Origin of the sequence: Psychrobacter sp. G, from assembly GCF_000418305.1 — a bacterium.
GTDB classification, from domain to species: domain Bacteria; phylum Pseudomonadota; class Gammaproteobacteria; order Pseudomonadales; family Moraxellaceae; genus Psychrobacter; species Psychrobacter cryohalolentis.
Genome location: NC_021661.1, coordinates 470,697 through 497,484 on the forward strand (window position 1 = coordinate 470,697; position 26,788 = coordinate 497,484).

Annotated in this window: 23 protein-coding genes; 11 read left to right on the forward strand and 12 right to left on the reverse strand. The window is 42.6% G+C overall.

Annotated elements, in window-relative coordinates; translation table 11 throughout:
- The first annotated feature begins 6 nt into the window (after positions 1–6).
- From PSYCG_RS01955 to tsf, 6 genes are all read left to right on the forward strand, one after another.
- Positions 7–2,208 carry an ATP-binding protein gene (locus PSYCG_RS01955; RefSeq protein ID WP_020442729.1) on the forward strand — a complete coding sequence of 734 codons (2,202 nt, stop codon included), beginning with the start codon at positions 7–9 and terminating at the stop codon, positions 2,206–2,208.
- A gap of 20 nt (positions 2,209–2,228) precedes the next feature.
- Positions 2,229–2,591 (forward strand): response regulator, encoded by a 363-nt coding sequence (locus PSYCG_RS01960; RefSeq protein WP_011512755.1) that lies wholly within the window; start codon positions 2,229–2,231, stop codon positions 2,589–2,591.
- Positions 2,592–2,637: 46 nt separating this feature from the next.
- Positions 2,638–3,087, forward strand: a complete 450-nt coding sequence (locus PSYCG_RS01965; RefSeq protein WP_020442730.1) for a chemotaxis protein CheX — start codon at positions 2,638–2,640, stop codon at positions 3,085–3,087.
- Between the two features lie 41 nt (positions 3,088–3,128).
- Positions 3,129–3,578 (forward strand): chemotaxis protein CheX, encoded by a 450-nt coding sequence (locus tag PSYCG_RS01970; RefSeq protein WP_020442731.1) that lies wholly within the window; start codon positions 3,129–3,131, stop codon positions 3,576–3,578.
- A gap of 357 nt (positions 3,579–3,935) precedes the next feature.
- The gene (gene rpsB / locus PSYCG_RS01975) at positions 3,936–4,730 is read left to right on the forward strand and encodes a 30S ribosomal protein S2 (protein ID WP_011279657.1); all 795 of its coding nucleotides are present in this window, start codon (positions 3,936–3,938) and stop codon (positions 4,728–4,730) included.
- A gap of 256 nt (positions 4,731–4,986) precedes the next feature.
- On the forward strand, positions 4,987–5,871 hold the full coding sequence (gene tsf / locus PSYCG_RS01980; protein ID WP_011512758.1) for a translation elongation factor Ts: 885 nt from the start codon (positions 4,987–4,989) through the stop codon (positions 5,869–5,871).
- A 134-nt stretch (positions 5,872–6,005) separates the two neighbouring features.
- Here the strand turns inward: tsf and PSYCG_RS01985 are convergent, their stop codons facing one another.
- The 4 genes from PSYCG_RS01985 to hflX form a co-directional block, all read right to left on the reverse strand.
- Positions 6,006–6,827, reverse strand: a complete 822-nt coding sequence (locus PSYCG_RS01985; protein WP_020442732.1) for a lytic transglycosylase domain-containing protein — start codon at positions 6,825–6,827, stop codon at positions 6,006–6,008.
- Between the two features lie 448 nt (positions 6,828–7,275).
- Complete coding sequence (locus PSYCG_RS01990; protein WP_020442733.1) at positions 7,276–7,965, reverse strand: LrgB family protein; 690 nt, start codon at positions 7,963–7,965, stop codon at positions 7,276–7,278.
- A 31-nt stretch (positions 7,966–7,996) separates the two neighbouring features.
- A complete protein-coding gene (locus PSYCG_RS01995; protein ID WP_041772203.1) occupies positions 7,997–8,425 on the reverse strand; it encodes a hypothetical protein in 429 nt (142 codons plus the stop codon).
- Between the two features lie 299 nt (positions 8,426–8,724).
- Positions 8,725–10,194: a ribosome rescue GTPase HflX gene (gene hflX, locus PSYCG_RS02000; RefSeq protein WP_020442735.1), complete on the reverse strand. Its 1,470-nt coding sequence runs from the start codon at positions 10,192–10,194 to the stop codon at positions 8,725–8,727.
- A 408-nt stretch (positions 10,195–10,602) separates the two neighbouring features.
- Here hflX and PSYCG_RS02005 point away from each other — a divergent pair, with 408 nt between their 5' ends.
- Positions 10,603–11,403, forward strand: a complete 801-nt coding sequence (locus tag PSYCG_RS02005) for a lysophospholipid acyltransferase family protein (RefSeq protein ID WP_020442736.1) — start codon at positions 10,603–10,605, stop codon at positions 11,401–11,403.
- Positions 11,404–11,558: 155 nt separating this feature from the next.
- Here PSYCG_RS02005 and PSYCG_RS02010 read toward each other — a convergent pair whose 3' ends face one another.
- Together PSYCG_RS02010 and PSYCG_RS02015 are read right to left on the reverse strand one after the other, a co-directional pair.
- A complete protein-coding gene (locus PSYCG_RS02010; RefSeq protein ID WP_020442737.1) occupies positions 11,559–12,599 on the reverse strand; it encodes an aldo/keto reductase in 1,041 nt (346 codons plus the stop codon).
- A 42-nt stretch (positions 12,600–12,641) separates the two neighbouring features.
- On the reverse strand, positions 12,642–13,139 hold the full coding sequence (locus PSYCG_RS02015; protein ID WP_020442738.1) for an FKBP-type peptidyl-prolyl cis-trans isomerase: 498 nt from the start codon (positions 13,137–13,139) through the stop codon (positions 12,642–12,644).
- 157 nt (positions 13,140–13,296) lie between these two features.
- Between PSYCG_RS02015 and PSYCG_RS02020 the strand changes: the two genes are divergently transcribed.
- Positions 13,297–13,956, forward strand: coding sequence for a DUF1294 domain-containing protein (locus PSYCG_RS02020; protein ID WP_020442739.1), 660 nt, complete (start codon positions 13,297–13,299; stop codon positions 13,954–13,956).
- 95 nt (positions 13,957–14,051) lie between these two features.
- Here PSYCG_RS02020 and lspA read toward each other — a convergent pair whose 3' ends face one another.
- The 3 genes from lspA to PSYCG_RS02035 all read right to left on the reverse strand — a co-directional run bounded on the left by lspA (position 14,052) and on the right by PSYCG_RS02035 (position 18,899).
- A complete protein-coding gene (gene lspA / locus PSYCG_RS02025) occupies positions 14,052–14,690 on the reverse strand; it encodes a signal peptidase II (RefSeq protein ID WP_020442740.1) in 639 nt (212 codons plus the stop codon).
- Entirely contained in the window at positions 14,683–17,526 is a 2,844-nt protein-coding gene (gene ileS / locus PSYCG_RS02030) for an isoleucine--tRNA ligase (RefSeq protein ID WP_020442741.1), read from the reverse strand. The genes lspA and ileS overlap by 8 nt, the downstream gene beginning before the upstream one ends.
- Positions 17,527–18,182: 656 nt before the next feature.
- Positions 18,183–18,899, reverse strand: a complete 717-nt coding sequence (locus tag PSYCG_RS02035; protein ID WP_020442742.1) for a GntR family transcriptional regulator — start codon at positions 18,897–18,899, stop codon at positions 18,183–18,185.
- A 153-nt stretch (positions 18,900–19,052) separates the two neighbouring features.
- On the opposite strand from PSYCG_RS02035, the gene PSYCG_RS02040 reads away from it, so the two are divergent.
- Both PSYCG_RS02040 and PSYCG_RS02045 read left to right on the forward strand, forming a co-directional pair.
- The gene (locus PSYCG_RS02040) at positions 19,053–19,751 is read left to right on the forward strand and encodes an aspartate/glutamate racemase family protein (protein ID WP_041772206.1); all 699 of its coding nucleotides are present in this window, start codon (positions 19,053–19,055) and stop codon (positions 19,749–19,751) included.
- A gap of 68 nt (positions 19,752–19,819) precedes the next feature.
- The gene (locus tag PSYCG_RS02045) at positions 19,820–21,178 is read left to right on the forward strand and encodes an NCS1 family transporter (protein WP_011512773.1); all 1,359 of its coding nucleotides are present in this window, start codon (positions 19,820–19,822) and stop codon (positions 21,176–21,178) included.
- Between the two features lie 97 nt (positions 21,179–21,275).
- Here PSYCG_RS02045 and PSYCG_RS02050 read toward each other — a convergent pair whose 3' ends face one another.
- Together PSYCG_RS02050 and PSYCG_RS02055 are read right to left on the reverse strand one after the other, a co-directional pair.
- Complete coding sequence (locus tag PSYCG_RS02050; protein WP_020442744.1) at positions 21,276–21,827, reverse strand: protein disulfide oxidoreductase; 552 nt, start codon at positions 21,825–21,827, stop codon at positions 21,276–21,278.
- Between the two features lie 287 nt (positions 21,828–22,114).
- Positions 22,115–23,752, reverse strand: coding sequence for a carbon-nitrogen hydrolase family protein (locus PSYCG_RS02055; protein WP_011512775.1), 1,638 nt, complete (start codon positions 23,750–23,752; stop codon positions 22,115–22,117).
- A gap of 533 nt (positions 23,753–24,285) precedes the next feature.
- Between PSYCG_RS02055 and PSYCG_RS02060 the strand changes: the two genes are divergently transcribed.
- On the forward strand, positions 24,286–24,918 hold the full coding sequence (locus PSYCG_RS02060) for a BLUF domain-containing protein (RefSeq protein WP_020442745.1): 633 nt from the start codon (positions 24,286–24,288) through the stop codon (positions 24,916–24,918).
- 147 nt (positions 24,919–25,065) lie between these two features.
- Here the strand turns inward: PSYCG_RS02060 and PSYCG_RS02065 are convergent, their stop codons facing one another.
- Positions 25,066–26,508, reverse strand: a complete 1,443-nt coding sequence (locus PSYCG_RS02065) for an FAD-binding oxidoreductase (RefSeq protein WP_020442746.1) — start codon at positions 26,506–26,508, stop codon at positions 25,066–25,068.
- Between the last annotated feature and the right edge of the window lie 280 nt (positions 26,509–26,788).

Here is a 26,788-nt window from a genome sequence, read left to right on the forward strand (position 1 = left end):
ATAAAGATGGCAACCACACACAATGTCGATAATAAGCGCTATCGCAGTCTGATTATTTCGATTGCATTATTTTTATCTTTGATTGGCGCCTTGCTAGCGTTTACTTTTTATACCTCAAGCTTGCTTGAAAGAAATACAGTTTTAATTGATAAAACCAACCAAGTTGCTAATAGCGCCCAAGCGGTAATTAAAGACTTATTTGACTTGGATAGCAGTTACGGTGAAGACACCAACTCGCCGCATATACAACGAGTATTAGAACGTTTGGAGCAAAATACAGCGCTTATTACTAGCTCTATCACTGCCATTGAACAGGGTGGTGAAAATACCGATGTCGATGGTAAAAGCTATGACTTACCGAAGATTAATAATAACTCTCAAACCAAAGTCGCTGCGGCGAATGAGCAGTGGTTACTTTTAGAGCCTAAGATTCAGACTTACCTTAAAGACGCTGACAACATCATGGTCGATTCATCTGATGAATTGATTCAAGCGGTTGAACAGGCAAAAACCTCAAGCCTCCTGATAAACGATTCGTTAGACCAGCTCACCGATGAAGTGTTTATTAACGCTGAACGCCAAGCAGACACTATCCGCCTCATTCAGGTATTAGGGGTTGCAGCTATTTTTGCTTACTTCCTAATTTTCGTATTTTTCTTTGTACGTCGTCTGCGTGATACAGATGCTGAAGCGTTGGCCGCTCGTCGTGAAACGCAAGAAATTATGGAAACGGTTAATACCGGCCTGTTCTTGTTGGATAAGGATTTGAATATTGGTCAGCAGCATTCTCGCGCGCTTAACGGCATTATTGGTGAGGATAGGTTGGCAGGAGAAAACTTTGCCGATGTACTGCGTGGCCGTATCTCAGACAAAGATTTGAGAACCACCCGCCAGTTTATCGAGCAATTGTACAACCCACGCGTAAAAGAAAAGCTGGTTGATTCTTTAAATCCATTGCATAAAGTCATGTTACACAATGCGTCTGGAGAGGAGAGTACGACCAGTCGCTTCTTAGACTTTAAGTTTTCACGCGTCTATGAAGATAAAGACATTGCCCGTATTTTGGTCAACGTCAATGACGTCTCAGATGCCGTTTATTTAGAGCAACGCCTAGAAAAAGAACGCTCGCAAAATGATATGCAGATTGAGATGTTGACGACCATCTTAAACGTGAATCCAAAAATTATTAATGAGTTTATTAGTAATACCAAAGCTCACATTGATAAGATGAACAATATCCTGAAAAATCCTGGTAGCTCGCAATTTGAGCTCGAGGGTAAGCTAAAAGCGATTTATCGTGAAATGCATAGCCTAAAAGGCGAGGCATCTGCGCTTAAACTGCATAGCTTTACCAAAATCGCATCAGATGCTGAAGATAAGCTTGATGCGCTGCAAAATCAAGGCAAGCTGTCGGGTAATAACTTCTTACCGCTCGCCGTGCATTTGGATGACTTATTGAGCCTATCGAATACCATTGAAACGCTAGGTGAACGTATCAATCAGGCAGCTCCAAAAGCTAATAATAATGCAAAACCTGTAATGCCAGTAAAGACTGCACCACAACCAAGTGTTGTCCAAGCTCAAGTAGCAGACGTTGCTACCACTAACATAAATGTCGATGGCGGTAATGAAATCGATTTGAGCGATGAGTCCGATGACGAGCATCTATCTTATTACCAAGATTTTGCTAAAGATATTGCTGTTAGACAAGGCAAGAAAATACAGCTTAACGGCCATAATTTAGCACATATAAACATCCCTGAACGTCTCAAACAACCGATCAAAGAAATCAGTATTCAGTTGCTACGTAATGCAGTGGTACATGGTATCGAATCACCTGAAGCGCGTCAGTCAGCGGGCAAGTCTGCCATCGGTAGCATTGATTTAGAGATGCAACGTGACAGTCAAAACTTAATCATCGCACTGCAAGATGATGGTCAAGGTATTGATTATGAAGGCATTCGTCATAAGCTGATTGCTGATGGTCGTTTCACGCAAGAAGAGGCAAGTCAGATGACTCATGGTGATCTGCTCAAAACCTTGTTTGCTTCTGGTTTCTCGACCAAAGAACATGCCGATGAAGATGGCGGTCGCGGTGTGGGCTTAGACGTTATCAAGGCGTTGGTCAAAGAGCACAACGGTAAGCTGAATGTAAATACTGAGCTTGGGAAAATGACTCGTTTTGTCATCACCTTGCCTGCTGCGTAATTAAGGACAATAAAAAATCTATGTATAAATTAATGATCGTCGATGATTCAAATATTATTCGAAACCGTATTCAGCGCGCTTATGACTCGGGTCAATTCATGTTGGTTGCTACGGCAACCAGTGGGGTTCAAGCGCTTGAAAAGTTCAATATTCATCGTCCAGATGTGGTGACCATGGATTTGACCATGCCGCAAATGGACGGTCTTGAATGTATTGAAAAAATCATTGCTATCGACCCTGACGTTCGTATCTTGGTGGTCTCAGCCTTGTCTGACAAATCTACTGGCATTGAAGCGTTATCATTGGGCGCGAGTGGGTTCTTGTGCAAGCCTTTTTCAGAAGAAGAGCTGGTAGAGTCTTTGTATGAGTTGGTACAAGACTAATATTGTCCAATAATTTTAATAAATACCTTATTAAAGAACACACATTATGAAAGAGCAAAATTTACAAATTTTTGTGAGTATCATTACCAACTATTTTACTCAGTTTGGTAATGATGAGTTGGTGGTCGATACGCCTTACTTGTTAGAAAACCAACAGCCAAAAGTCCATGATTATACGGGCGTCATCGGTATATCAGGGGTGCAAAAAGGGGTGGTTTATTTTACGGCGACCACAGCGTTATTGAGCAGTATTCTAGACAGTATGGGCGAGATAGATAAAGGTGAGGACAATCTGGTCGATTTAGCAGGCGAGGTTGCCAATACGGTTTCGGGTAATGCCCGTCACGAGTTTGGTCCAGAATTTCATATCTCTGTCCCGTTTGTCTTTAAAGGCTCGCCGCAAAGTATCATTTTGCCTAAAAGTGGCCGTTCTTTTATCATTCCAGTGAGTTGGCGCAGTCAAATCGGAGAGATTGTGGTTTGTTTGCAAGATTGAATACACAACCCCGTGATGATAACTATGGACGATGAACAATTATGGTTAATGTAGAAAAGTTAGGCGTCTTTTTAAGTTCAATCAGTGCATTTTTTGCGCAGATTGATGCTGAGGCAGTGGTCATTGATACGCCTTACCTAAACAGTAATAAAAATGCTGTTGGTTATGATTATAGTGGCATGATTAAAATATCTGGACCGCTTGAAGGCTGTGTCTATGTCAGTGCCCCAAGCAATATGTTGCGTGAAGTTATCAAAGTGATGGGCGAGCCTGACTCTTCCATGACGATGATGAAAGACTTGTTAGGTGAGATGGCAAATACCATCTCTGGTAACGCTCGCACCGAGTTTGGTGCCGATTTTATTATCTCACCTCCTAAGATTATTGAAGGGATACCCAGTATTCCTTATCTGCCAAAAGACCGCCAAAGCTATGTCACGCCATTTACGTGGCGAGGCTATAAAGCAGTTATCGGTATTAGTATCGCTTAATCTTATTCTAAATTGATTAAAAAACGACGTCTCACCGTCGTTTTTTTTATGCATTATCATCCACTTAAACCTTATAATAGCGCTAGCAGTGACTAAGCGTTATATGATAAAATACAGCCCAGCTATTTTTTATCATATAGTATTCTGTACGTTCAAATCGTAGCTCAGTTTTTTTAACCAACCCATCAACCAATGACACACACATCATGGCAAAGAATTGCTGGGTGTTTGGCGACTTGATTAATTTGCTTCACGGCTAGGTACTTTATTGATATACCTAACTCATAGCAGATGCGTGTCGCTAGATAGGCAGTTTTTGTGATGTGGAGGCATAACCCAACCAACAGGACATTTAACATGGCTACAAAGAATCCAACCAAAATCGAAATGCGCGACCTATTACAAGCCGGCGCTCACTTTGGTCACCAAACACGTTTTTGGAATCCAAAAATGGGTCCATATATTTTTGGTGCTCGTAACAAGATTCACATCATTAACCTTGAGCACACTGTAAAAGCGTTCAACGAAGCATTGACTTACGTTAATGGCTTAGCTGCTAAGAAAAACAAAGTATTATTTGTTGGTACTAAGCGCGCAGCTAGCGGCGTTATCGCTGAGCAAGCAGCACGTGCTGGCATGCCATACGTTGACCATCGCTGGTTAGGTGGTATGTTGACTAACTGGAAAACACTACGCCAATCAATCAATCGTCTAAAAGAGCTAGAAAAACAAGCTGAAGACGGTACTTTCGCTAAGCTTACTAAGCGTGAAGCGTTAGAGCGTACTCGCGATATGGAAAAACTTGAGCGTTCATTGGGCGGTATCAAAGACATGGGCGGTCTACCTGACGCAATCTTCGTTGTAGACGTAGATCATGAAGCAATCGCTATCAAAGAAGCTAAGAACCTAGGTATCCCAGTTATCGGTATCGTTGATACTAACTCTAACCCTGATAACGTTGATTACATCATCCCAGCTAACGATGATGCTATCCGTGCTGTGACTTTGTACGTAACTTCTATGGCTGATGCAATCATCGCCGGTAAAGAATACGCACAAACTCAAGCTGGTGGTAAAGCTGAGCAAGAAGCACCTGCTACTGAAGAAGCAGCTGATGCTCAAACTGAAGAAGCTGCTACTCCAGCAGAATAAATCGCTGAGTGATATGGTTTAATGTTGTAAGGCTGCCTTGATAGTTTTTCTATTAACAGCCATATAACATGACTTATAGTATAGACAGCATAAAGACAAACAATAGGCATGATGTAGTATTACTCGTCATGCCTTATTGTTAAAGCGGATTTGTTAAAGTGGCGTTGTTAAGCCGCTATACAGAATTCAAGTGCGTTTAGATATTGTGCACTCCCATATATAATAATGCTCACCTACATAATAAAAGGTAACTCTTATGTCAGAAGTAAAAGTATCTGCCAAAATGGTAAAAGAATTGCGTGACCGTACTGGTCTTGGCATGATGGAATGTAAAAAAGCGTTAGAAGAATCAAACGGTGATGTCGAAACTGCCATTGATAACCTACGTAAATCTGGTCAAGCAAAAGCGGCTAAAAAAGCGGGTAACATCGCAGCTGACGGCGCTATCATCATCGCTCAAGGCGACAGCAAAGCATTCTTGCTAGAAGTGAACTGCCAAACTGACTTCGTTGCAAAAGATGAAAATTTTGCAGCCTTTGCAGAAACAGTTGCGAACCTTGCATTAGAAAACAATGTGACTGACGTAGCTGCTATTGCTGAATTGCCATATGGCAATGGTCAAACAGTTGAAGAAGCACGTGTATCTCTAGTACAAAAAATCGGTGAGAATATCCAAATCCGCCGTGTTGAAGTACTTGAAGGCGCTAACATTGCTGCATACCGCCATGGTCTACGTATAGGCGTAGTGGTATCTTATGAAGGCGGCAGTGCAGAAACTGGTAAAAATCTTGCTATGCACATCGCTGCGTTCAACCCAGTTGCTGTTGCTGATGAAGACGTCGCTGCTGATCTATTAGCGCGCGAAAAAGACATCATTGAAGCAAAAGCACGTGAGTCTGGCAAGCCTGACAACATCGTTGAAAAAATGATCGAAGGTGGTCTACGTAAGTACCTAGAAGAAGTTACTTTATTACGTCAGCCATACGTTATGGACAATGAGAAAAAAGTTGGTGACGTACTAAAAGCTGAAGGCGTAAAAGTACTTGGTTTCAAACGTCTAGAAGTCGGTGAAGGCATTGAGAAAAAGCAAGAAGACTTCGCTGCTGAAGTTGCTGCAACTCAAGCACTAGCTAACAAGTAAGTTTTAAAATGCAGTAAGTACTGAGTTTGTTTTTGCTCAGTACTTATAGATTGTTTGACATAAGAAGCAATCAAGCATAAAAAAGCCCGTTATTTATTTAACGGGTTTTTTATGTCTGTGATTTTTATTTTGGATTAACGCAATGCTAAATAAGCAGAGTTGGCATAGCTTGCGCTATTACTGTTGCTACTCGTGCCATAACTAACGTTTTGCATGCCACCGCCATTACTGGTATTGGCTGTATTGCTATTGTTAGCATTCATCGTATTACCAGATAGCCCTGAATCGTTTTTATACAGGCTATGATAGCGGCTCATCACACTTTTGACATAGTTACGCGTTTCTTTAAACGGTGGAATGCCATTATATTTATCGACGTTACCTTCACCTGCATTATAACCCGCGACCGCAAACTCGACGTTGTTGTTAAAGCGGCGCATCAGCCAAGCGATATATTTGGCAGAACCTTCAATATTATCAGCAGGATTCCAAGGATTGCTCACTTTAAATCGACGTGCTGTAGCTGGCATTAGCTGCATCAAACCTTGCGCACCAACTGGTGAGCGAGCATTGGGATTAAAGGCAGACTCAGTATGCATCATGGCTTTCATAAGTCCTGGATCGACACCGTGGCGCTGCGCTGAAGCCAGAATATAGCTATCATAAGAGTTACGAGTACCGCTGCTGCTTGCAGAGCTGCTCCCATAGTCATTGCTATTACTGCTGCTACCACCATCATACAGACTAGAATCTTTATAATAAGTGACTTTTACTTTTTTAGTAAATTTATCAAAATTACCACTGGGATTGACGTTGGTGAGAAGTACTTGTCCGCCTTTGTCTTTATAGATATACATATTGCCTGCTTGAGCAGCGATAGGTAGGCTAGATAGGGCAACGGCGGTGAGTAAAACGGGAGACAAGCAGCGGGTTATGAAAGGTGCAACATTTATCATAGGGTTATCACTTTTTATCGAGTAGTAGCAAATTGCCTTGCTTATGGACGCATTGGTTTGCGCAATAAAGCGGTTATCCTGTCTGCAATATTTCATAGTCACTAAGCTTAAGTACTACAACGCAGAACTACGGTTAACAAAACCAATTGCAATAGATACAAAAAATAATAGTTGCTTACTATAACATATAATAACTTTTTACTACATCTGATTGCCCTGACAAGCTGGCCAAACAAACATTTAAATTGTAAAAATTTTTAATAAAATCAATATGGTATTGCAGTGTACCTTATTAAGTGCGAGGTCAGAAGTAGCGACAGACCATTTACAGTGAAGGCAAAATAGAGGAGGGCTATTATCACTAATATTGGCCAAAAAGCATTGAAATACACGATGAATCTAAATATTCGCAGCCGTACTAGAATAGCAGTGCTATATTAAAGGACAATTAAGCAGACAGTGCTGTGATAAATATAGGTACCCAGACAGCAGTGACCAAACCATTCACTGCCAAGCCAAACGCGGCATATCTGCCCGCTGTATGACTGATTTGCCATGCTTCTACGGTGCCGAACGCATGAGCGACTAAGCCAAGCGCTAAGCCTTTAGCACGGTCATCTTCAATGCCAATAAATAAGAAACGCGCTAATGTCCCGCCAATGAGGCCTGAAACGATAATAATCAGGTTTGCCATCGCTAGAGGTGCTTTGATTAAATCTGCGATGCTCAGACCAATCGGCGTGGTCACTGAACGACTGGCAAATGCTAATATCGTATCGTGACTGAGTGAAAATAGATAGGCTAATGACATCGGTAATAATGCGCCAATCAAACTCGCCATCGCCACAATTAATACAAGTTTCTTGATAGGTAAACCTTTGAAATTCATGGCAGCCAAAGGTATTGCCAATAAGACAGTGACATAACCTAATAGATGGTCAAAAACGGGTTTGGCTACGGCATAATAATGATTGTAATCCCATTGGAAAATGAATAGAAATATAACGACCAATACTAGTGCGGTAATGACCATCGGTAACCATGAAAGTTTGCGTGCCAATATGCGAGCAATTACATGGGCTGCTAAAGTCAGTAATATCGCGGCAAAGGTTGCCACAAACACATTATCAAAACTCATAAGATTCCTTTATCCATACCGCTCAAGGCTGTCATTTTTGCTCATTAATGGTAGTGTTGCCGTTCATATCATTATTACGGTTCAGCCAACGATTGGATAACACGGCAAATCCCCAAATCGGTATCAGCGTACTAATCAGTATGGTAAGCATAAAGCCCCATAGCTCATCTCCTAAAGCAAATAACAGCAAGCCTGCACCAGCTGAAACTGGCAAAAAAGCAAAGCCACTATCGACAAGTAAAGTATTACTCGCTTGGGTAAGCCAGCCTGGAATACCTTTGATAAATCGCCAAATCATCAGAATAAAAAACATGGTCAGTAAGCCGACGATATTGGCCGCTTTTTCAATACCCGCCAACTGACAGACAAATACTGCCGACTCACGCACAGTAATGACAATAGTGAGCGTCAGGAGCAATGCCATCCATAAGGGCATTTTTGAAGAATGGGTAGACTTCATAAGCAAGTGGACCACGTCAGGGATAGATAAAAGAGTAAAAAGATGAGTGAGAGGAGAATCACGAGTGCAGTATATAAAAGATTATATATAGAGTGTCGCAACTAATAAAGCGTATCGGTCAATAGTGACCATATAGTCTGTAAGTAATAAAATCGATACATCAATACATCAATACATCGATATATAGCTGTTGCTAATACGAGTTTCTCTTGTGCGCTAAGTTGATTCAGCATTAAAAAGGACACTATTAATAAATAGCGTCCTTTTTAATTTTATTCAAAGTATTTTAAGTAAATGACTTATTTTTGCAAGTCGGATGTTTGAGTATCTTCTATTAGCAAGTCTTCCGCTACTCTCTCAGCTTCAGCATTTAACGCCTCAAATTCAGCAAACGCTTTTTCTTCAGCATCCGTCATCGTTTGTTCTTCTACATCATCAGGCTGCTCAAACTCTTCAAGTATCGGCAGCAGCAATGTTGCTTGCGCTAATGGCAATACATCTAGAGGCTCTAAGTTGGCTTGACCAAGTAACTGTCTCAGTCTATCGCTTGGCAAGCGAATCGTTAAGCACTCATGACCACTGTCATCATAGCTTTCTTCTTGAATAACGCCGAGCTCATACAAAGCATTTTTTAACTGCCCTGCGCTATAAGGTAGGGTCAAATCAAAGGTAGTCAGTGTGCCAGTCAGTAATTGCTGCACGGCCAATGACAACTCTTCCATGCCTAAGTTTTCTCTAGAAGAAACATAGACGCGGTTGGGTTGACCTTCGCTAGCATAACCGATACGTGCAGGCTCATCGGTCAAATCGATCTTGTTGTAGACATTAAGCACAGGCACATCATTATCAATTTCAGCCAGTACGTCTTTCACCGCCTGAATTTGCTCATGCATATCTTCGCTCGAAGAATCGATGACATGGAGCAATAGGTCTGCTTCAAGCGTCTCTTCTAAGGTCGCATGGAAAGATTCAACCAATTCATGTGGAAGATGACGGACAAAACCTACTGTGTCGACCAGTACCACACGTCCTACACCTTGCCAATCTAAGCGGCGTAACGTCGGATCGAGTGTCGCAAACAGTTTGTCGGCTGCATAGATGTTTTCATCGACCAAGCGATTAAACAAAGTAGACTTACCAGCATTGGTATAACCCACAAGTGAAATAGTCGGTACATCTGATTTTTGACGGCGAGCTCGACCTTGCGCACGCGTCTGTCTGACTTTTTCGATTCTACTTTTGAGCTGCATGACTCGCACTTGTAGCAAGCGACGATCCGTCTCAAGCTGGGTTTCACCGGGTCCACGTAGACCAATACCCCCTTTTTGACGTTCCAAATGCGTCCAACCACGCACCAAACGTGTCGACAAATGGTTGAGCTGTGCCAGCTCTACTTGTAGTTTACCTTCGTAAGTACGTGCACGCTGCGCGAAAATGTCCAAAATCAGACCCGTGCGATCAAGTACGCGGCATTGTACCAAGGCTTCAATATTACGCTCTTGTGAAGGCGATAAGCTGTGGTTAAAAAGCACGATGTCCGCATCATGCTCGCGCACCAATTCTGCTATCTCTTCTGCTTTGCCGCTACCAACAAAATATCTGGCGTCAGGGCGTGCACGTGAGCCTGTCACCAGTGCCAAGCGGTCTGCGCCTGCTGAGTCTGCCAATAATTCAAATTCACCTAAATCATCAGGATCTTGAATTTGGCGGATGTCTAAATGTACGATGATGGCGCGCTCGCCACCAGTATGTCTTTCAAAATATTCCAAAGAGTATCACCTATCCATAAAGTAAATAAATCGCAACGCTGCCTATTCTAAATATTATTTCTAATGAATTTTATTCAACATATTGAGTAAATTACCAAGCTTATCTAAATAGAATAACTATCTTAGTTGCGTTCAGATAACCATTTATATGTGGTCTTATCAGTTGATATTAAAGCGTATTCACACAATTAGCGATGATTTTATGTTACAGCGTTCATTAAGTAGGATTTTATCTTTGCAGCGCAATATTCTTTCTAAACTGAATCAGTGAGAGACATTAGCAGCAAATTACTCACAAAACCTATTCATAACTCAGTGAACAAGTCGTCACTGACTGCATAAACTTTGTTATACTCATTGCCTTTGTTTACCATATATAATCATAAGTTTTAATTACGAGGGACAGAGATGAGCCAACCCAAGACAGGCTTTTCAATCAAACAGCAATTGGGGCGCGGCAAACAGATTGCTGGTATGACCACCACAATTGCTGGTGGGCTACGCGCCGCCCAACGTATCGGGGCATTTAAACAGCCACCACGCGAAACACTGCCACGCTACATTCAAGCTTTTTGTCGCAAAATGGCAGGCTCTTTTGGCGTCAAGGTTATCGCCGTTGAGCGCGTAGAGCAACATCACGGGCTATGGGTTTCTAACCATGTATCGTGGATGGATATCCCTGTGGTCGGTACAGTGAGCCCTGCTTTTTTCTTATCCAAAGCCGAAATAGGTGAGTGGCCTATCTTTGGTAAGCTGGCACACGCGGCAGGTACAGTATTTATCGAGCGTGGTTCCGGTGATGTCGGCTCAGTTGCGTCGCAAATTGCTAACTTTTTAACCAAAGGCTTCTCGGTTATCTTTTTCCCTGAAGCGACTACCACAGATGGCAAAAAAATCAAACGTATCCATGGCACATTGCTACAAGCGGCGATAGATGCTGATGTGCCTGTGCGCCCGCTAGTGATTGCGTATGTCAATAAAGACGGTACCTTAAGTGAAGAACTGCCTTATTACGGCAAGCTGACGATGAAAGACAGTTTGAAAAAGGTTTTAGATAGTAAAGATGTCACCGCTTACGTCTTACCACTAGAAGCAATCGATCCTAAAGGTTTGAGCAAAAGTCAGCTGACAGATTTATTACAATTACGTATGCAAGAAGGCTTAGCTGAATTACATTCGCGTGTATTGACCAAAATAGCGAAAGTTTAATTCTATACGCTTTAAATTGGTTATTTAAACGTGTATAAAAAAGGCGCAAATCTTAGTAGTTAATACTAACGACTTGCGCCTTTTTCTTTGCTATGCAAATACCTGAACTTCAGATTGTTGAAAGCTGAACAATATCAATCTATGACCACGCAAAATTATGGTGAAGGATTAGGTTGTTGAGTATGTACCGCTTCGATAGCGTCCAGTACATCTGAATCTAAGGTTAAGTTAATGCTATCAATGTTAGATTTTAGCTGTTCGATAGTGGTAGCACCAATGATATTGCTGGTTACAAACGAGCGTGAGTTAACAAAGGCTAATGCCATCTGCGCCATATCTAAACCAGCATCATCTGCGATTTTGGCATATTGGGCGGTGGCTGATAGTGCTTCTTCATTAGTATAACGGGCAAAGCGATCATACATGGTCAGGCGCGCGCCAGTAGGACGTTTACCATCGAGATACTTACCAGATAGCACACCAAAGCCTAGTGGTGAATAAGCAAGTAAACCCACATTTTCACGATGCGCAATCTCTGCCATGGCCACTTCATATAAGCGGTTAAGTAAACTATAAGGGTTTTGCACCGTAATAGGTGCGATCAAACCATGTTTATCCGCTTCCCATAAGTAGCGCATCAATCCCCAAGCAGTATCGTTTGATAATCCATAAGCACGGATACGGCCTTTTTTAATCTCGTCATTCAACGCTTGGATGGTTTCTAAAAAAGGCGTCAAATCATCGAGCGGCTGTGCTGCCATCGCTTCGGTATAACCGAGCTGACTGAAGTAGTTCGTTTGACGTTCAGGCCAGTGTAGTTGGTAGATATCAATATAATCGGTCTGCAAACGCTCAAGATTGCCATCAATAGCACTGCTGATATGCGCGGCATTAAAACGCGTTTGCCCATCACGTAAAAAATCCATTGGCGATATCTTACTGGCAAGAACGATTTTATCGCGTTGTTTGGTCTTTTGGAACCACGTGCCCATAAAGCGCTCAGTATCGCCTTGCTTATCTTTATCCGGCGGTGAGGGATACATCTCAGCAGTATCCCAGAAATTTACGCCTTCACTGAGTGCTAAGTCCATCTGCTCATGTGCATCGCTTTCGCTATTTTGCTGTCCCCACGTCATCGTTCCCAAGCAGATTTTGGAGACTTTTTCATTGAGCTGTGGCAGTGTTTGATATTGCATATGTTCTTCCTTTTTTATTTTATTCTGAAGCAAATTTTTATATTACATGAGCTTGATGCCTGTGACACCCGGCGGCGTCACTTGAAAGATTTTAATTTTAAACTGCACAGATTGTCCAGCAAGCGGATGGTTAAAGTCTACTTCTACTTCGTCATCAGTGATGGCGCTAATCGTACCGGGTAGAGTGTTTTTGCCTTTGTCTTCAAATTCTACTAGCATGCCAATTTCAGGATTGTCAGCGATAAGCGCAAACTGAGTAGAGCTAAAGCGTTGGATGTTGTCAGGGTTCCATTCACCAAATGCTTGCTCTGGCTCAAGATGAGCGGAACGCGTATCGCCTGCACGCAGATTCATCAGCACTTGCTCAAAGCCAGGTAACAAGCTCTCATCACCTATAGTTAAAGTAACGGGTGTATCACGGCTAAAGGTTGAATCAATTACGGTGCCATTCTCGAGTGATACTTCAAAATGCAGCTTAACTAGGCTGCCAAAGGTGATACGTACATCTTCATTTGGTGTGATAAATTGCGAGTCGGTCATGGAAAATTTACCTATTACTGGAGTAGGAAGTTAGGTGGACATCAATATAAGAAATGATAAGTCATCTAGAAAAGGTTGTAAGCGCCAATAGTGTAACGTAAATAGTGTAATATATTTGGCGAATCTAAAAGTGAGCGCAACATTTATGGCAAAACTGATGGCAAACAAACAACAAGGTCGAGTCACAAAATGGCAAGACGATAAAGGCTTTGGTTTTATTGAAACCAAAGCGGGCGAGTCGGTATTTTTTCATGTCAGTGCGTTTAAAGCGCAGCGTCGTCCTGTTATCGGCGAAGAGGTTGTTTTTACGGTTGGCTATGATAATCAAAGACGCTTGCAAGCAAAAGAGGTGCAAGAGCTGAGCTTTGTACAACAAAAGATGGCGCAAAAAAATAAGCAAATTCGCCAGCGTAATGACAAACGTAACGCCCAAGCAGAGTTTGAAGCAGGACAAAAGAACCGCTTGTTTCTTGGTGTTGGATTTTATGGTGTACTGATATTGCTGGCGGTCATGAATAAGCTTAGCTGGCTAGTTGTTGGGTGGTATGCTGTATTGGGTATGATAACCTATACCATGTATGCTAAAGACAAAGCGGCTGCTCAAAACAACGACTGGCGAACACCTGAGATGACATTACATGTTTTAAGTGCGCTTGGTGGCTGGGTCGGGGCAATGGTCGCACAAACCTACTTGCGTCATAAGTCACAAAAGCCTGAATTTCGTATTGCGTATTATTTGACTGTCATCATTAACATGGCAGGGTTACTATTTATATTGGCGGATGGCGGTTTGGATTTTCTGGAAGAATTGTTATAGGTTTTAGATAGTGAGAATAAAAGCCAAAGAAAAGGTGGATTTACAAAAATGCAATCCACCTTTTCTATTAATAAAGCGATATGCCTTGAGACGCGTTAAACTTCACGCTTCTTTTCCAAAAACAGCATATCGATGACAATCAATAATACACCGATAGAAATGCCAATATCAGCAATATTAAAAATGGGATAATGCCAAACATCAGCATAATGCACATGTATAAAATCGATGACGTGACCATGTAATAAGCGATCGATCAAATTACCCACGGCACCGCCTAACACTAAGGCTAACCCAAGTGATAAGAGCTTAGCTTGACGGGGCGCTTTAGCTAGATAGCCTATCAAGAATAGCGACATCAATAGCGCTAGCCCTGCAAAAAACCACTTTTGCCAACCGCCTGCATCTGCCAAAAAGCTAAAAGCAGCGCCGTAGTTGTAAGCGAGCGTCCAGTTTAGAAACGGCTCAATCACAGGCACAGGTTCAAGAAAGGTCAGATTGGTCTCAGCTAACCATTTTGTCCATTGATCAAGGATAATCACGACCAGTGACAACAGATACCAGTTAAGCGCAAGGCGACCATTAGCGATCATCTTTGGCGTCTTGTTCAGTCGACTCTTCGGCGTCGATGAGCTACCCGTAGTGGCATGAGCCGGTTTAGGTGAACTGTCGACGTCAATAGGCACCTGCTTATCGTCAGGCGAATTTGTTGGATTAGGCGTTGAGTTAGGCATAGTGGCGCACCTCTCCATCACCGCTGACGTTGGTTGCACAGCGCGCACATAATTCTGGATGTGCACTATCTGTGCCAATGTCATCACGGATATGCCAACAGCGCACGCACTTGGTCCCCGCTGCAGCATTCACTTCGACGACTAAATCTGCCGTTATATTATTGCTATCTGTTTGCTCATCGGTGCTTGCTACATTAGCAGGGGCAGTGTTCATAGGCTTTAAAGTTGCGCTACTGGTAATAAGGACAAAACGCAGCTCTTCGCCAAGCTTAGCTAGACTTTCATGCATAGCGCCATCAGCATATAGACTGACGTCAGCAGATAAGTTGGCATTGATGATTTTCTCGCCACGTGCAGTTTCGATATGTTTATTGACCATATCTTTTGCAAGCATAATACGCTGCCAGTCATCGTTGCTAATAGCGCTCATTTCAAACTCTGGGAAGCTGTACCATTCTTCAGTGAATATATAGCTATCAGCGCCATGCAATACTTCCCATGCTTCTTGCGCCGTAAAGGATAAAATCGGTGTAATCCAGCGAATCAATGCTTCAGCGATATGGTAAATCGCTGTTTGCGCAGAGCGGCGCGGCTGCCCGTCAGTTTGGGTGGTGTATTGACGGTCTTTGATAATATCCAAATAGAAGCTGCCCAAGTCTTGCGAGCAGAATGCGGTGATATGCTGCGTGACTTGGTGGAAGTCCATCGCATCATAAGCACTGATGATTTGTGCTTGTACCGTTTGCGCACGCTCAATGATAAATTTATCGAGGCTAACCAGCTCATTAATATCAACGCTATTGGTAGCAGGATCAAAATCATCAGTATTGGCAAGCAAGAAGCGCAAGGTATTCCGGATACGGCGATACATGTCGATTGCGCCTTTAAAGACGGTTTTACCAGCGCTCATTTCATAACGGTAGTCGCTTGATGCAATCCACAAACGCAACATATCCGCGCCCGTTTTATTGATCTCTTCTTGCGGCGTAATGATATTACCCAGTGATTTACTCATCTTGCGACCATTTTCATCAACCACAAAGCCATGGGTTAAAACTTGTTTAAACGGTGGGCGCTCGTACATGGCTTCCGAGGTCAGCAACGACGTCTGGAACCATCCACGATGTTGGTCGGAGCCTTCTAAGTACATATCAGCAGGGTTGGTCAGCTCATCGCGTTGATCAAGTACGGCAAAATGTGTCGTGCCAGAGTCAAACCAAACGTCTAAGGTATCAGTCGCTTTATCATAATCAGCAGCTTCCGCGCCTAAAAAATCCTCACAGCTGGCATCAAACCATGCTTCTACGCCACCTTCATTGATTTTTTGTGCTGCCGTTTCCATCAGTTCAAGCGTATTTGGGTGTAGTTCACCCGTTTCTTTATGGGTAAAGAAAGTAATCGGTACGCCCCACGTACGCTGGCGAGAGATGCACCAATCTGGGCGACCTGTCATCATAGACTCAATACGGTTTTGACCCCACGCTGGTGTCCATTGAACCGCTGGAATATCAGCAAGCGCGCGCTCACGTAAGCCTTGAGTTTCCATGCTGATAAACCATTGCGGCGTGGCACGGAAAATGATTGGCGATTTATGACGCCAGCAATGCGGATAGCTATGCTCAATTTTGGTATGGCTAACTAAATGACCGTTTTCGTGTAGGGCAGCGATGATTTGTGGATTGGCTTTATAGATGTGCTCACCAGCAAATACCGCTGCGCTGTCTAAATAAACGCCCGTACCACTCACTGGGTTTTCAACAGGCAAATTATATTTTAGACCGACGATATAATCGTCAAGACCATGACCCGGTGCAGTATGGACTAAGCCAGTACCGCTGTCAGTCGTTACGTGATCGCCCAAGATTAATGGCACTTGGCGAGCTTCGATAAGCGGATGCTGAGCATGTAGACCTTCAAGCTCACGACCTGATACGGTCGCTAAGACACCTTTATTCTCGAGCTTAAATTCACTTAACGCCGACTCAACCAAATCAGTCGCCAGTAGCAAGTTGCCGTTCTCAGTAGCGACCACGCTATAGTCATGCTCAGGATGCACTGCAATAGCTTGGTTGGCAGGCAATGTCCAAGGTGTCGTCGTCCAGATAACGGCAGCGATATTGCCGTCTATTTCAGCCAATGCCGCAACTTTGTCACTGTCTACAATATCAAAGCTGACATAAATGGCATCTGAGACTTTATCTTGATATTCAACTTCGGCTTCAGCCAATGCTGAACTACAGTCCAAGCACCAATTGACCGGCTTCATACCGCGAGTTACGTGACCATTGTCATAAATTTTGGCAAGGGCGCGCACGATATTGGCTTCTTGATGGAAGTTCATCGTTAGATAAGGATTGTCCCAATCACCAAACACACCCAGACGCTTAAAATCCGCCTTTTGCAATTCGATCTGTGTACTGGCATATTCACGACATAGACCACGGAATTCGGTTGCAGAAACCTTTTGACCGACTTTACCATGTTTGGCTTCGACTTTTTGCTCGATAGGCAGACCATGACAGTCCCAACCGGGCACATAAGGCGCATCAAAACCGGATAGAGTTTTTGATTTTACGATAATGTCTTTGAGTACTTTATTGACTGCATGACCCAAGTGAATCTGACCGTTGGCGTATGGAGGACCATCATGCAAAATGTATTTGGTTGCCCCAGCACGTGCCGCACGAATTTTACCGTAAACATCATCTGCTTCCCAAGCTACTAGCCAATCTGGCTCACGTTTGGCAAGGTTTGCACGCATCGCAAACGGCGTGTCGGCAAGGTTTAGGGTGTCTTTATAGTCTTGGCTTGGCATATCAGTACTTTTATCAGTCATAGAAGGCGTCTTTTAGAATGGTGATGAAAATGTAAATTGAATTAAAAAGTGCGTGTAAAGCTGGCTACAAAAGTTAAAGTAATAATTTGATTGAAAGTAGATAACACTCGCTATTATATGACAAAAAGAGTGGGGTAAGAAGAGCTGCCGAGTATCGTTTCTATGTCCGTCAAAACCGTCACAAAATTCATTTAACGAGCGATTGGTTGTTATTTTATATCTGCTAGGATAATAAAGGTGATAATAAATTGAGCAATCAATGTTCATGCTGTCTTTATGTGCAAGACAGCATCATATCACTATCGTCAGATAATCCCTACTTTCAGTAGTTGATGGTCGTTGTTGATTTAACTGTTCTTATTCATTGATTTCAATCTGTATCACATATCATATCCGATTCAATTCGATTTAAAGAAATGAAACATACACTTACTAATATGGGTTTATTAAGGTGTGAATACCACGCAAGGTCATATGACGTATAAAGCCGTAGCAGAAGTGCTAGATTATCAGTATAGAAAAATGGATGCTTTAGTTGGCTAGTTTTTATCGCCGCTGATTATTTTAAATAAAAAACCTGCCAGTCAAATGATTGGCAGGTTTTTTAATGTAAACGGCTTTAAAGGGTGCTAAAAGTGCATTTCTATTACCAATACTCAAGCAGGCACGATAGTCAGCTGCTCGGCTAAGCTAAAGAAAGGTTTTGCTGCGCATTTAAAGTCTAGGCTAGATTCTAAGTGATTCAAGTGTTGATTAATCAGCAATAACAGACCTTCTTCATCCCTGTTTTCAATGGCATTTACCATGCCAAGATGTTCGTCTTCAGCGCAGTTAGATGAGCCAACTTTGTTATATAGCCCAATGATTAGCGTGGTACGTAATGTAAGTTCACTCAAAAACCGCTCTAAAACTGTATTGCCTGAAATCATCGCCAACTGCATATGGAAAGTGCGAGATAGGCGTAGCTCAGCGGGCTTATCACCTTGCGCCCGCGCGTCAGCTTCGGCAGCTATCGTAGCACGCATGTCAGCAATGTCTTGCAGCTTGGCATTTTTGATTACTTTACGGGCGAGTGTACGCTCAATCGTGCGCCGTGCTTCAAACACATCACCTGCTTCTTTCGGTGACGGAGTTGAAACAAAAGCGCCGCGGTTGGGCTGTAATTGCACCACATGCATTGTTGCAAGGGTAGAGAGTGCTCGCCTCACATTGGCTCTATTGCAGTTAAACAAGTCACTCAGCATCTGCTCGCCAAGCTTTGTTCCAGCGGGCAAGCGTTGCTCTGACACCGCAGCGGTGATGGAGTTAATAATAGTTTGCTCGGGTATTTCATCGAGCACAGGAACTGTTTGTTTGGTTTTCTCTATTTTCATAGACGCAATTATAGTGTGCGACTGTTATCGCTACAACAAATATTAAAAAAATAGATTGTTTTGTTAACAATAATAGTTAACAATGATTGTTAACAAATATAACATGCTGCTGATCTGTGAATAATGACGATAACCTATGAATAGCGAGGCTCTATGAAAATTCTAGTAATGAACCCAAACTCGACCACTTCTATGACCGATAAAATCGTTGAAAGCGCGCGTCAAAAAGCCAGTGCAGGTACGACCATTATTGGCGCTTCCGGAACGGATTCGCCTGCATCTATTCAAGGACATCATGATGAAGCGCTCTCTGTCCCTGGCTTGATTAAACGCTTACAACAAGCGGAACAAGAAGGAATTGATGGTGTGGTCGTCGCCTGCTTTGATGACCCAGGTATTGGTGCTTGCCGCGAAGTGTTTTCAGGTCCGGTTATTGGAATTTGTGAAGCGGCGGTCAAAGCCGCTAGTATGATTTCAACCTCTTTTAGTGTGGTCACCACCTTGCCACGTTCTGTAGCCGTGATTGAAGATTTGATTCATGGTTATGGTTTATCTCATCGCTGTAGAAAAGTACGCTCTGCTGCCATACCCGTGCTTGCTCTTGAGGAAGCTGGCTCTGGTGCCCGTGAAAAAGTTCGTGATGAAATTTTACGTGCAGTGCGTGAAGACAACTGCGAAGCGGTGGTTTTGGGCTGTGCTGGGATGGCAGACCTAACAGAATGGCTGACTGCGGAAACGGGTGTGCCTGTGATTGATGGTGTGACTGTGGCTACTCGTATGATTGAGGCACTGGTTGGCTGTGGTCTAAAAACCAGTAAAATTGGCGCCTATGCAGTACCTATCCAACATTAAATAAATAGAGATGGACGAAACAGCTATTAACCAATAAATATTCAACATTCTCAAGGAAGGAGAAGGTGATGGACAATATTCAAGGAGCCGTTGCTACGGCAGGCGTAAAAACAATAGAGCATAAAGGGGTTGGTGAAGAGAGCCTAGCACCGCAAACCACACGAATTATGGGCTCTTGGTCTTATTTATTTACTTGGTTAGGTGGGTGTGTCTCTATTGGTACCTTCACCGTTGGGTCAGGTTTGGTTGGTACTCTTAACTTATTACAAGTAGTGCTAGCAATCGCCATTGGTTGTACGGTTATTGGTGCCGCGCTCATGATTAACGGTCGCGCAGGTCATAAATATGGCATCCCGTTTATGGTGCAAAGTCGTTCATCTTTTGGTTTCACTGGTAGTCGCATACCAGCACTGGTGCGCTCTGTACCTGCGATTGTCTGGTTTGGCTTTCAGAGCTGGATTGGTGCCGGTGCCTTGAACTTAGTATCTGATGCCTTGTTTGGCTACAGTAATATAGTCGTCTTCTTTGTTGGTTTTCAGTTTTTACAAATTGGTCTGTCCGTTTTGGGTTTTCATGGTATCAAATGGCTTGAAAACATTGGCTCAATTTTTATTATTGGTTCACTGATTTACATGTTTATTAGTGTGATTAATAAATATGGTGATGTGATTTCAACCAATCTTATCAATACAGAAGGGACTTGGGGAGCGCCATTTTGGGGCGCAACCATGCTGTTTTTAGGCGTTTACAGTACGATGATGCTTAACGTCTCTGACTATTCGCGTGAACTAAAAGAAGATGTTGGTCTTTTTCGTCAAGTAGCCATCTATGCCAACTCTATCCTACCTGCAACATTGTTTATGGGTCTGATTGGTGTAATGGTGACCAGTGCGACTGGTGAAGTTGATCCTATCAAGGTATTTTCTAGCGCCGTTGATAATAAGCCTCTATTAATCATTACGATGCTTTTCATTGCTTTTGCGCAGGTCACTACCAATATCTTAAACAACGTCGTACCGCCTGCTTATGCATTAATGGATATCTTCAAAATTAAGTATAAAACCGCTGCAGTTATTGTTGGGTTGCTTGCCTTTGGGACATTCCCTTGGGAGTTGGTAAAAGATGAATCTGCTGCGGGATTAAACTTATTTATTCAAACTTACTCAGCGTTTTTGGGTCCTATATTTGCCATCTTAGTCGTTGACTACTATTTCTTACGTAAGCAAAAGCTGGATCTTGACAAGCTATATGATGAGAATGGTCCCTATAAGGGCGTCAACATGGCAGCTGTTATCGCTATGGTAGTGGGGATTGTAGTCGCTCTACTATTCTCAAGTATCTCTTGGTATGCAAGCTTAATTCCAGCAGGTGCTATCTATTGGATCTTGATGTTAAAGATGCCTGCGGCACAACGCTTTATGTCATAATTTTTTCAAATGTTTAGACAAAAAACCCTATAGCAGTGAGCTCTGCTATAGGGTTTTTGCGTGAGGTGCTAGACTAAGACTACAGTTAATTTCAGCCCTAAAAAACTGACGACAGCCACAGTCTTAGTTTTAATGACCATAATGGTTGAATACCTGTAAGCCCTTGGCTCATCTCGCCATTTTTTAATATGACATAAGAGGGCGTGACTTGCCCTTGCCAATCATCAAAGATAGCGCCTTCTTTATCGTTTACAGTATTAAAACTATAATTGCTTTGCTTAAGGTAGCTGTGTAACTCTTGGTCAGAGCCAGACTTGATAGCGACCGTAACAACTGGATAGTTATTTTCTGTAGCCAACGTATTAATATTCGGTGAGGTCACGCTACATATCGGACACCACGTACCCCAAAAATAGACCAGCGTGGGTTTATCCGCACTCATTGCTGCCAAATCAATACTCTGCCCTTGATAATCCATCAATTGCAACTGTGGATCGGCTGGCATGACCGGCTGTCGCCACCAGTTAACAGCAGTATAAATAATGGCAAATACCAAGCCGTAGAGCAGCACAGTTTTAATAAGTGACAGTGCTTTTTGCTTGGGGGTCTTTTTAGGTTTTTCAATCGTCTTGTCGCTATCAGTCGTCATAATGGCTGCTTTTTTGCTAGGTAGTTTTTATAAGTACAGTGAATTCAGTATTAAAGCGATACAGTAGGACTGGGATGAATTTTACGCAGCCTCTGTCGGCGTAAGCACAGCATGCCAGAAAAATTTATACCAGTACTGCGTTGGGATATAACGTATCTGTTTTATTTGGAATTGACTATAGTTTGTAATAGATAAAAATATACGGCTGAATAGTCAGCCGTATGATTAAAATATTAAGAGTCTTATTAATTAAGTATGCTATTAATTAACGGTTGGATAGTCCTCACTTAAGGCTTTTGCGCACGGTTTTGTAATGGATCGCCTAAAAGTACGCTACCAGAGTTTTCACGGCGCTCTTCATCACTCAACTTGCTCGCTGGAATTTTGGATTTTCGCTTCCATTTTAAGCTAAATAAGTCATCACGGCGATCAAGCAAATTGTGGACCGAACCTTCGTTACGGACGTGAGTGAGCTTGTCTAAATTCACATCTGAAAAGAAAACCATCTCAGTGTTGGCCGTTGTTTCTGCCATAATCGCGTCATGCGGGAATGCAAAATCTGACGGTGAAAAAATAGACGACTGCGCGTACTGAATGTCTAAGCTCTCAACTTGCGGTAAGTTACCCACTGATCCACAAATCATCACATAACATTCGTTTTCAATGGCTCGCGCTTGAGCACAGTGGCGCACACGTAAGTAGCCGTTTTTGGTATCTGTCCAAAAAGGCACAAACAAAATATCCATATCATCGAGCGCCAACAAGCGGGCAAGCTCAGGGAATTCAACATCATAACAGACCAAGATACCAATACGACCAGCATCCGTATCAAATACTTTGACCTCATCACCGCCTTCGATGACCCAAGCGCTACGCTCATGCGGAGTAATATGGATTTTGCGTTGCTCTTCTACCGTACCGTCGCGGCGACATAGATAACTGACATTGTACAGCGTGTCGTCTTCATCTAGTAATGGCATGGAGCCCATAATAACGTTAACGTTATAGCTGACCGCTAAATGCGATATTTCGTTTTTAAACCACTCGGTATAACCTGCCAAAAAGCGAATCGCAATGTTTTGATCCGTCGACTCACACAAACCCATCAATGGCGCGTTAAAAAATTCTGGCAAGCAGGCAAAGTCTGAGTTGTAATCAGCCATAACGTCGACAAAGAATTCAACTTGCTGCAACAGCTCTTCTGGCGACTCAACTTCACGCATCTGCCACTGGATACCGCCGATACGCACTTCAGATTTGCGCGTATTGGGCTTATAGTCTTTGGGTTCATAATAAATATTTGCCCACTCAAGTAAGGTCGCAAAGCCTTTAGACTGTTTGTCATCTGGCAAATAAGCGGTCAAAATACGCTTGACGATAAAACCATTCGATAATTGGAAGGAAAGCGCAGAATCATGAATTTCGCGTGAGGCAACCGCATCGATATAGTCACCGGGCGTTAAATCTTGATGATTATGGTAGTTTGGAATACGACCACCAGCTAAAATAGCTCGGAAGTTCAACTGACGACAAAGCTCTTTACGGGCATCATACAGCCTGCGACCCAAGCGATAACCACGATATTCAGGGTCAATGAGAGCGTCTAAACCATAGATAGCATCGCCTTCAGGATTGTCTCTGATAATCTCTTTATGACCAATCAAGTCATCATAGGTATGTGGATTAGAAAACTTTGCATAATCAACGCGCATAGATAATACGATACCAATCAGCTCGTCGTGATCAAATAAAGCAATCTGCCCTTCTGGGAAAGCGTCAATCAAAGTATGAATTGTATTCTTTGACCATGCGCCGCCTAAATTGACATAGACTCGATCCATTAACGCTTTTAGTTGCGGGTAGTCTTTTTTCTTAATCTCAGCAATCGTTAAATGAAAGTCTTCTGGTTTTTCTATCTTACTCATAAAATTCCTGTCTGTTGTTTCTGTATGCGGGTGTTGATAAGTGATATTGATAAATGAAGGTACGACACATCTTGCGATTAATTTTTATATAAGTGGGGTAAATAACGGCAAACTTAAGTCTCAACTTAAGGACAAGGTTTCGGCATAACAATGTTGAGAAAAATATACCAATAGGCTGTGAGAATCGTTACAATCATTTATCTGTGTATTTACAATAAGTTATAAGGATCGTTTCTCATATGATCTATTTTAATGAGGCATTTTTATAAGTTTGCAAGTGGCTCTATCGCACTTCAAGGGTGCTTTGACTGCCTTTTAACGTACCTTGACTGCTGATTATAGTTTTATTGAAGTAAATGTCGACTGGTATGATATCAAGCTCGTCAGCTAATGACAGTCAAACGTCGTAAAGATTTGCTAGGTTTTTGTGAGTCTTTCTGCCTCGTCGAGACATCATTTGATAAATTTATACTTAATTTTATTTGGTTGTTTTTCCTTGCTCATATTTAATATTAACCCGTTAGGAATTTTTAATGACGCCTGAAATTCATACTGCTGCTTTTAGAACATTAGACGACATTGAAGATACTGCACTGGTGCAATTGGTGTACGTCAGTAGCATGACGCTTAGTTCGCGTTTTAGCACGACGATATTCGAAGAAGTAGAAAGTCATGCGCGTAATTATAATCAGCAGCAGGGTATTACAGGCACGTTATGCTATGGCAATGGACATTTTTTGCAGTGCATTGAGGGTGAAAAAGCCAGAGTACTGACGCTAATTCAGCGTATATATGTCGATACCCGTCATAAAAACATTCAAGTGCTATTAGTGCAAGTCATCAAGCAGCGCAGTTTTTCTGATTGGCGTATGCGCTTACTGTTTTTGGAACGTTGGTTATGGTCACCTGCAACCAAAAAACAAGCGGCACAGCTATCACCGTTTTTGCCATTTTCGCCCCACGATTGGAGACCCGATCATACCGAATTATTCTTACAAGTGATCAAAAATTTTGATACGCCGCCTCATATCAATGCAGCGGGCATCACTTACAATGCGCTAGGTAATATGGTGCGCCATGTCGCTGCGCCGCATCAGGCTTTTTTAGTTGTTCAGGGTTTTTTGAGTGTGCTGCTCGTCGCAGGTTTAGCGCTGCTGTATGTATAGTTTATGCCACTTTAGAAAGATATAGGCGATTCACTTAAATATATCGTACTAGTGTTATTTGAGCATAAAAAAAGACGCTAATCTTATCGATTGAGCGTCTTTCTATTTATCTTTAATAATTAAAGATATATCAGGAGTAAGAACGCCTTACATATCGAAAATCTTACCACGGTTCATAATATTATTTGGGTCAAAAACCTTTTTGACTTCACGCAAATACTCAATCTCAGTCTCACTGCGGCTATAGTGTAGATAAGGCTTTTTGGTCATACCAACGCCATGCTCAGCAGAGACTGAACCGCCATATCTTTGCACTGTTTCAAACACGTGTTTGTTGACGACTTGACACTCGCTAAAGAAATCGTCTTTACCCATATTTTCAGGCTTTAAGATATTTAAATGCAAGTTACCATCACCGATATGACCGAACCAACAGACTTCAAAGTCAGGGTAGTTACTGCTGACAATATGATCAATCTCAGCGATAAAATCAGGTACATGACTGATTAATACTGACACATCATTTTTATAAGGGGTAAATACTGAGATGGTCTCAGAGATATATTCGCGCAGCTTCCAAAGCTCCTCTGCTTGCGCCAGACTCTGACTCATGACCCCATCGACGACCCAGCCTTGTTCCATGCACTCCTCAAATATCGCCATGGCTTTATCCATGATAGGCTCATAAGGCGCTTCAAATTCTAATAGCGTATAGAATTTGGTGCGCGATTCAAATGGCTCTTGTACTTGACCGTGTGCCATCAGCTTATCAATCGCTACGTCATCAAAGAATTCAAACGCGGTCAAATCTATCTTTGCCTGAAAGGCAGACAGCACATTCATCACATCATTAAAGCTGTCCATACCCAGCACCATGACGTTTAAGTCTTGCGGCTGACGCTCAAGCTTGATTTGGGCATGAGTGACAAAGCCAAGGGTGCCTTCGCTACCGATAAATAATTGGCGCAAATCATAGCCGGTGGCATTTTTGACCATACCGCGGTTCAATTGCAAGATATCGCCTTTACCGGTCACCACGGTCAGCCCCATGATCCATTGACGGGTCATACCATAGCGTATCACTTTAATACCGCCAGCATTGGTGCCAATATTGCCACCGATTTGACTGGAGCCTGCTGAGGCAAAGTCGACAGGGTAGTAGAGGTCTTTTGATTCAGCAAACTGTTGTAATTGCTGAGTGACCACACCGGCTTCAATCTCAACCATACGATCGGCAGGATAAAATTGTCCGATATGGTTCATCTTATCCATACTGACTACAATCTCACCATTGGCGGCAACCGCACCTGCGGATAATCCCGTACGACCGCCACTTGGGGTCAATACCACATCATGCTCATTAGCAAGTAATACAATTGCTTGTACTTGCTCAGTAGTCTTTGGAAAGACGATAGCCGCAGGTGCGGGTACAAAGTGCTTGGTCCAGTCTTTACCCCAATGCTCTAAGCTTTCGCTATCAGTTTTAATTTGACTGGCATCAAACTGATGGGCGTCAATCAGCGAATTTAATAGGGTCTGGACAGCCGCGGTATAGGTTTCAGATAGGGCTTGGCTAGATAAAGAAGTCATGGTCAAATCTCGGTATCAACGTGAGTGCTATGCATAGAGGGGATTATTATGGGAATTATCATATAACCAAATGGCTATAACTAAACGTGTTTAATGGTGTATGTTATTAAGGGAATATTAACAATGTATATTATTGCAATTTAATAGTCGTCGCAATCGTAGAGTGTTATGAGTTTGCTTTTATATATGGGCATACATCGTAAACAGGGTATGGCTGCTCATTTGGATAGCAGGATTCACTATAGCATAAAAAGTTTTCAGGATTGATAACCAATAATTC

Coding starts and splice junctions, on each gene's coding strand:
- PSYCG_RS01955 (WP_020442729.1), top strand. CDS start 7: ATGGCAACCACACACAATGTCGATAATAAGCGCTATCGCAGTCTGATT.
- PSYCG_RS01960 (WP_011512755.1), top strand. CDS start 2,229: ATGTATAAATTAATGATCGTCGATGATTCAAATATTATTCGAAACCGT.
- PSYCG_RS01965 (WP_020442730.1), top strand. CDS start 2,638: ATGAAAGAGCAAAATTTACAAATTTTTGTGAGTATCATTACCAACTAT.
- PSYCG_RS01970 (WP_020442731.1), top strand. CDS start 3,129: ATGGTTAATGTAGAAAAGTTAGGCGTCTTTTTAAGTTCAATCAGTGCA.
- rpsB (WP_011279657.1), top strand. CDS start 3,936: ATGGCTACAAAGAATCCAACCAAAATCGAAATGCGCGACCTATTACAA.
- tsf (WP_011512758.1), top strand. CDS start 4,987: ATGTCAGAAGTAAAAGTATCTGCCAAAATGGTAAAAGAATTGCGTGAC.
- PSYCG_RS01985 (WP_020442732.1), bottom strand. CDS start 6,827: ATGATAAATGTTGCACCTTTCATAACCCGCTGCTTGTCTCCCGTTTTA.
- PSYCG_RS01990 (WP_020442733.1), bottom strand. CDS start 7,965: ATGAGTTTTGATAATGTGTTTGTGGCAACCTTTGCCGCGATATTACTG.
- PSYCG_RS01995 (WP_041772203.1), bottom strand. CDS start 8,425: ATGAAGTCTACCCATTCTTCAAAAATGCCCTTATGGATGGCATTGCTC.
- PSYCG_RS02005 (WP_020442736.1), top strand. CDS start 10,603: ATGAGCCAACCCAAGACAGGCTTTTCAATCAAACAGCAATTGGGGCGC.
- PSYCG_RS02010 (WP_020442737.1), bottom strand. CDS start 12,599: ATGCAATATCAAACACTGCCACAGCTCAATGAAAAAGTCTCCAAAATC.
- PSYCG_RS02015 (WP_020442738.1), bottom strand. CDS start 13,139: ATGACCGACTCGCAATTTATCACACCAAATGAAGATGTACGTATCACC.
- PSYCG_RS02020 (WP_020442739.1), top strand. CDS start 13,297: ATGGCAAACAAACAACAAGGTCGAGTCACAAAATGGCAAGACGATAAA.
- lspA (WP_020442740.1), bottom strand. CDS start 14,690: ATGCCTAACTCAACGCCTAATCCAACAAATTCGCCTGACGATAAGCAG.
- ileS (WP_020442741.1), bottom strand. CDS start 17,526: ATGACTGATAAAAGTACTGATATGCCAAGCCAAGACTATAAAGACACC.
- PSYCG_RS02035 (WP_020442742.1), bottom strand. CDS start 18,899: ATGAAAATAGAGAAAACCAAACAAACAGTTCCTGTGCTCGATGAAATA.
- PSYCG_RS02040 (WP_041772206.1), top strand. CDS start 19,053: ATGAAAATTCTAGTAATGAACCCAAACTCGACCACTTCTATGACCGAT.
- PSYCG_RS02045 (WP_011512773.1), top strand. CDS start 19,820: ATGGACAATATTCAAGGAGCCGTTGCTACGGCAGGCGTAAAAACAATA.
- PSYCG_RS02050 (WP_020442744.1), bottom strand. CDS start 21,827: ATGACGACTGATAGCGACAAGACGATTGAAAAACCTAAAAAGACCCCC.
- PSYCG_RS02055 (WP_011512775.1), bottom strand. CDS start 23,752: ATGAGTAAGATAGAAAAACCAGAAGACTTTCATTTAACGATTGCTGAG.
- PSYCG_RS02060 (WP_020442745.1), top strand. CDS start 24,286: ATGACGCCTGAAATTCATACTGCTGCTTTTAGAACATTAGACGACATT.
- PSYCG_RS02065 (WP_020442746.1), bottom strand. CDS start 26,508: ATGACTTCTTTATCTAGCCAAGCCCTATCTGAAACCTATACCGCGGCT.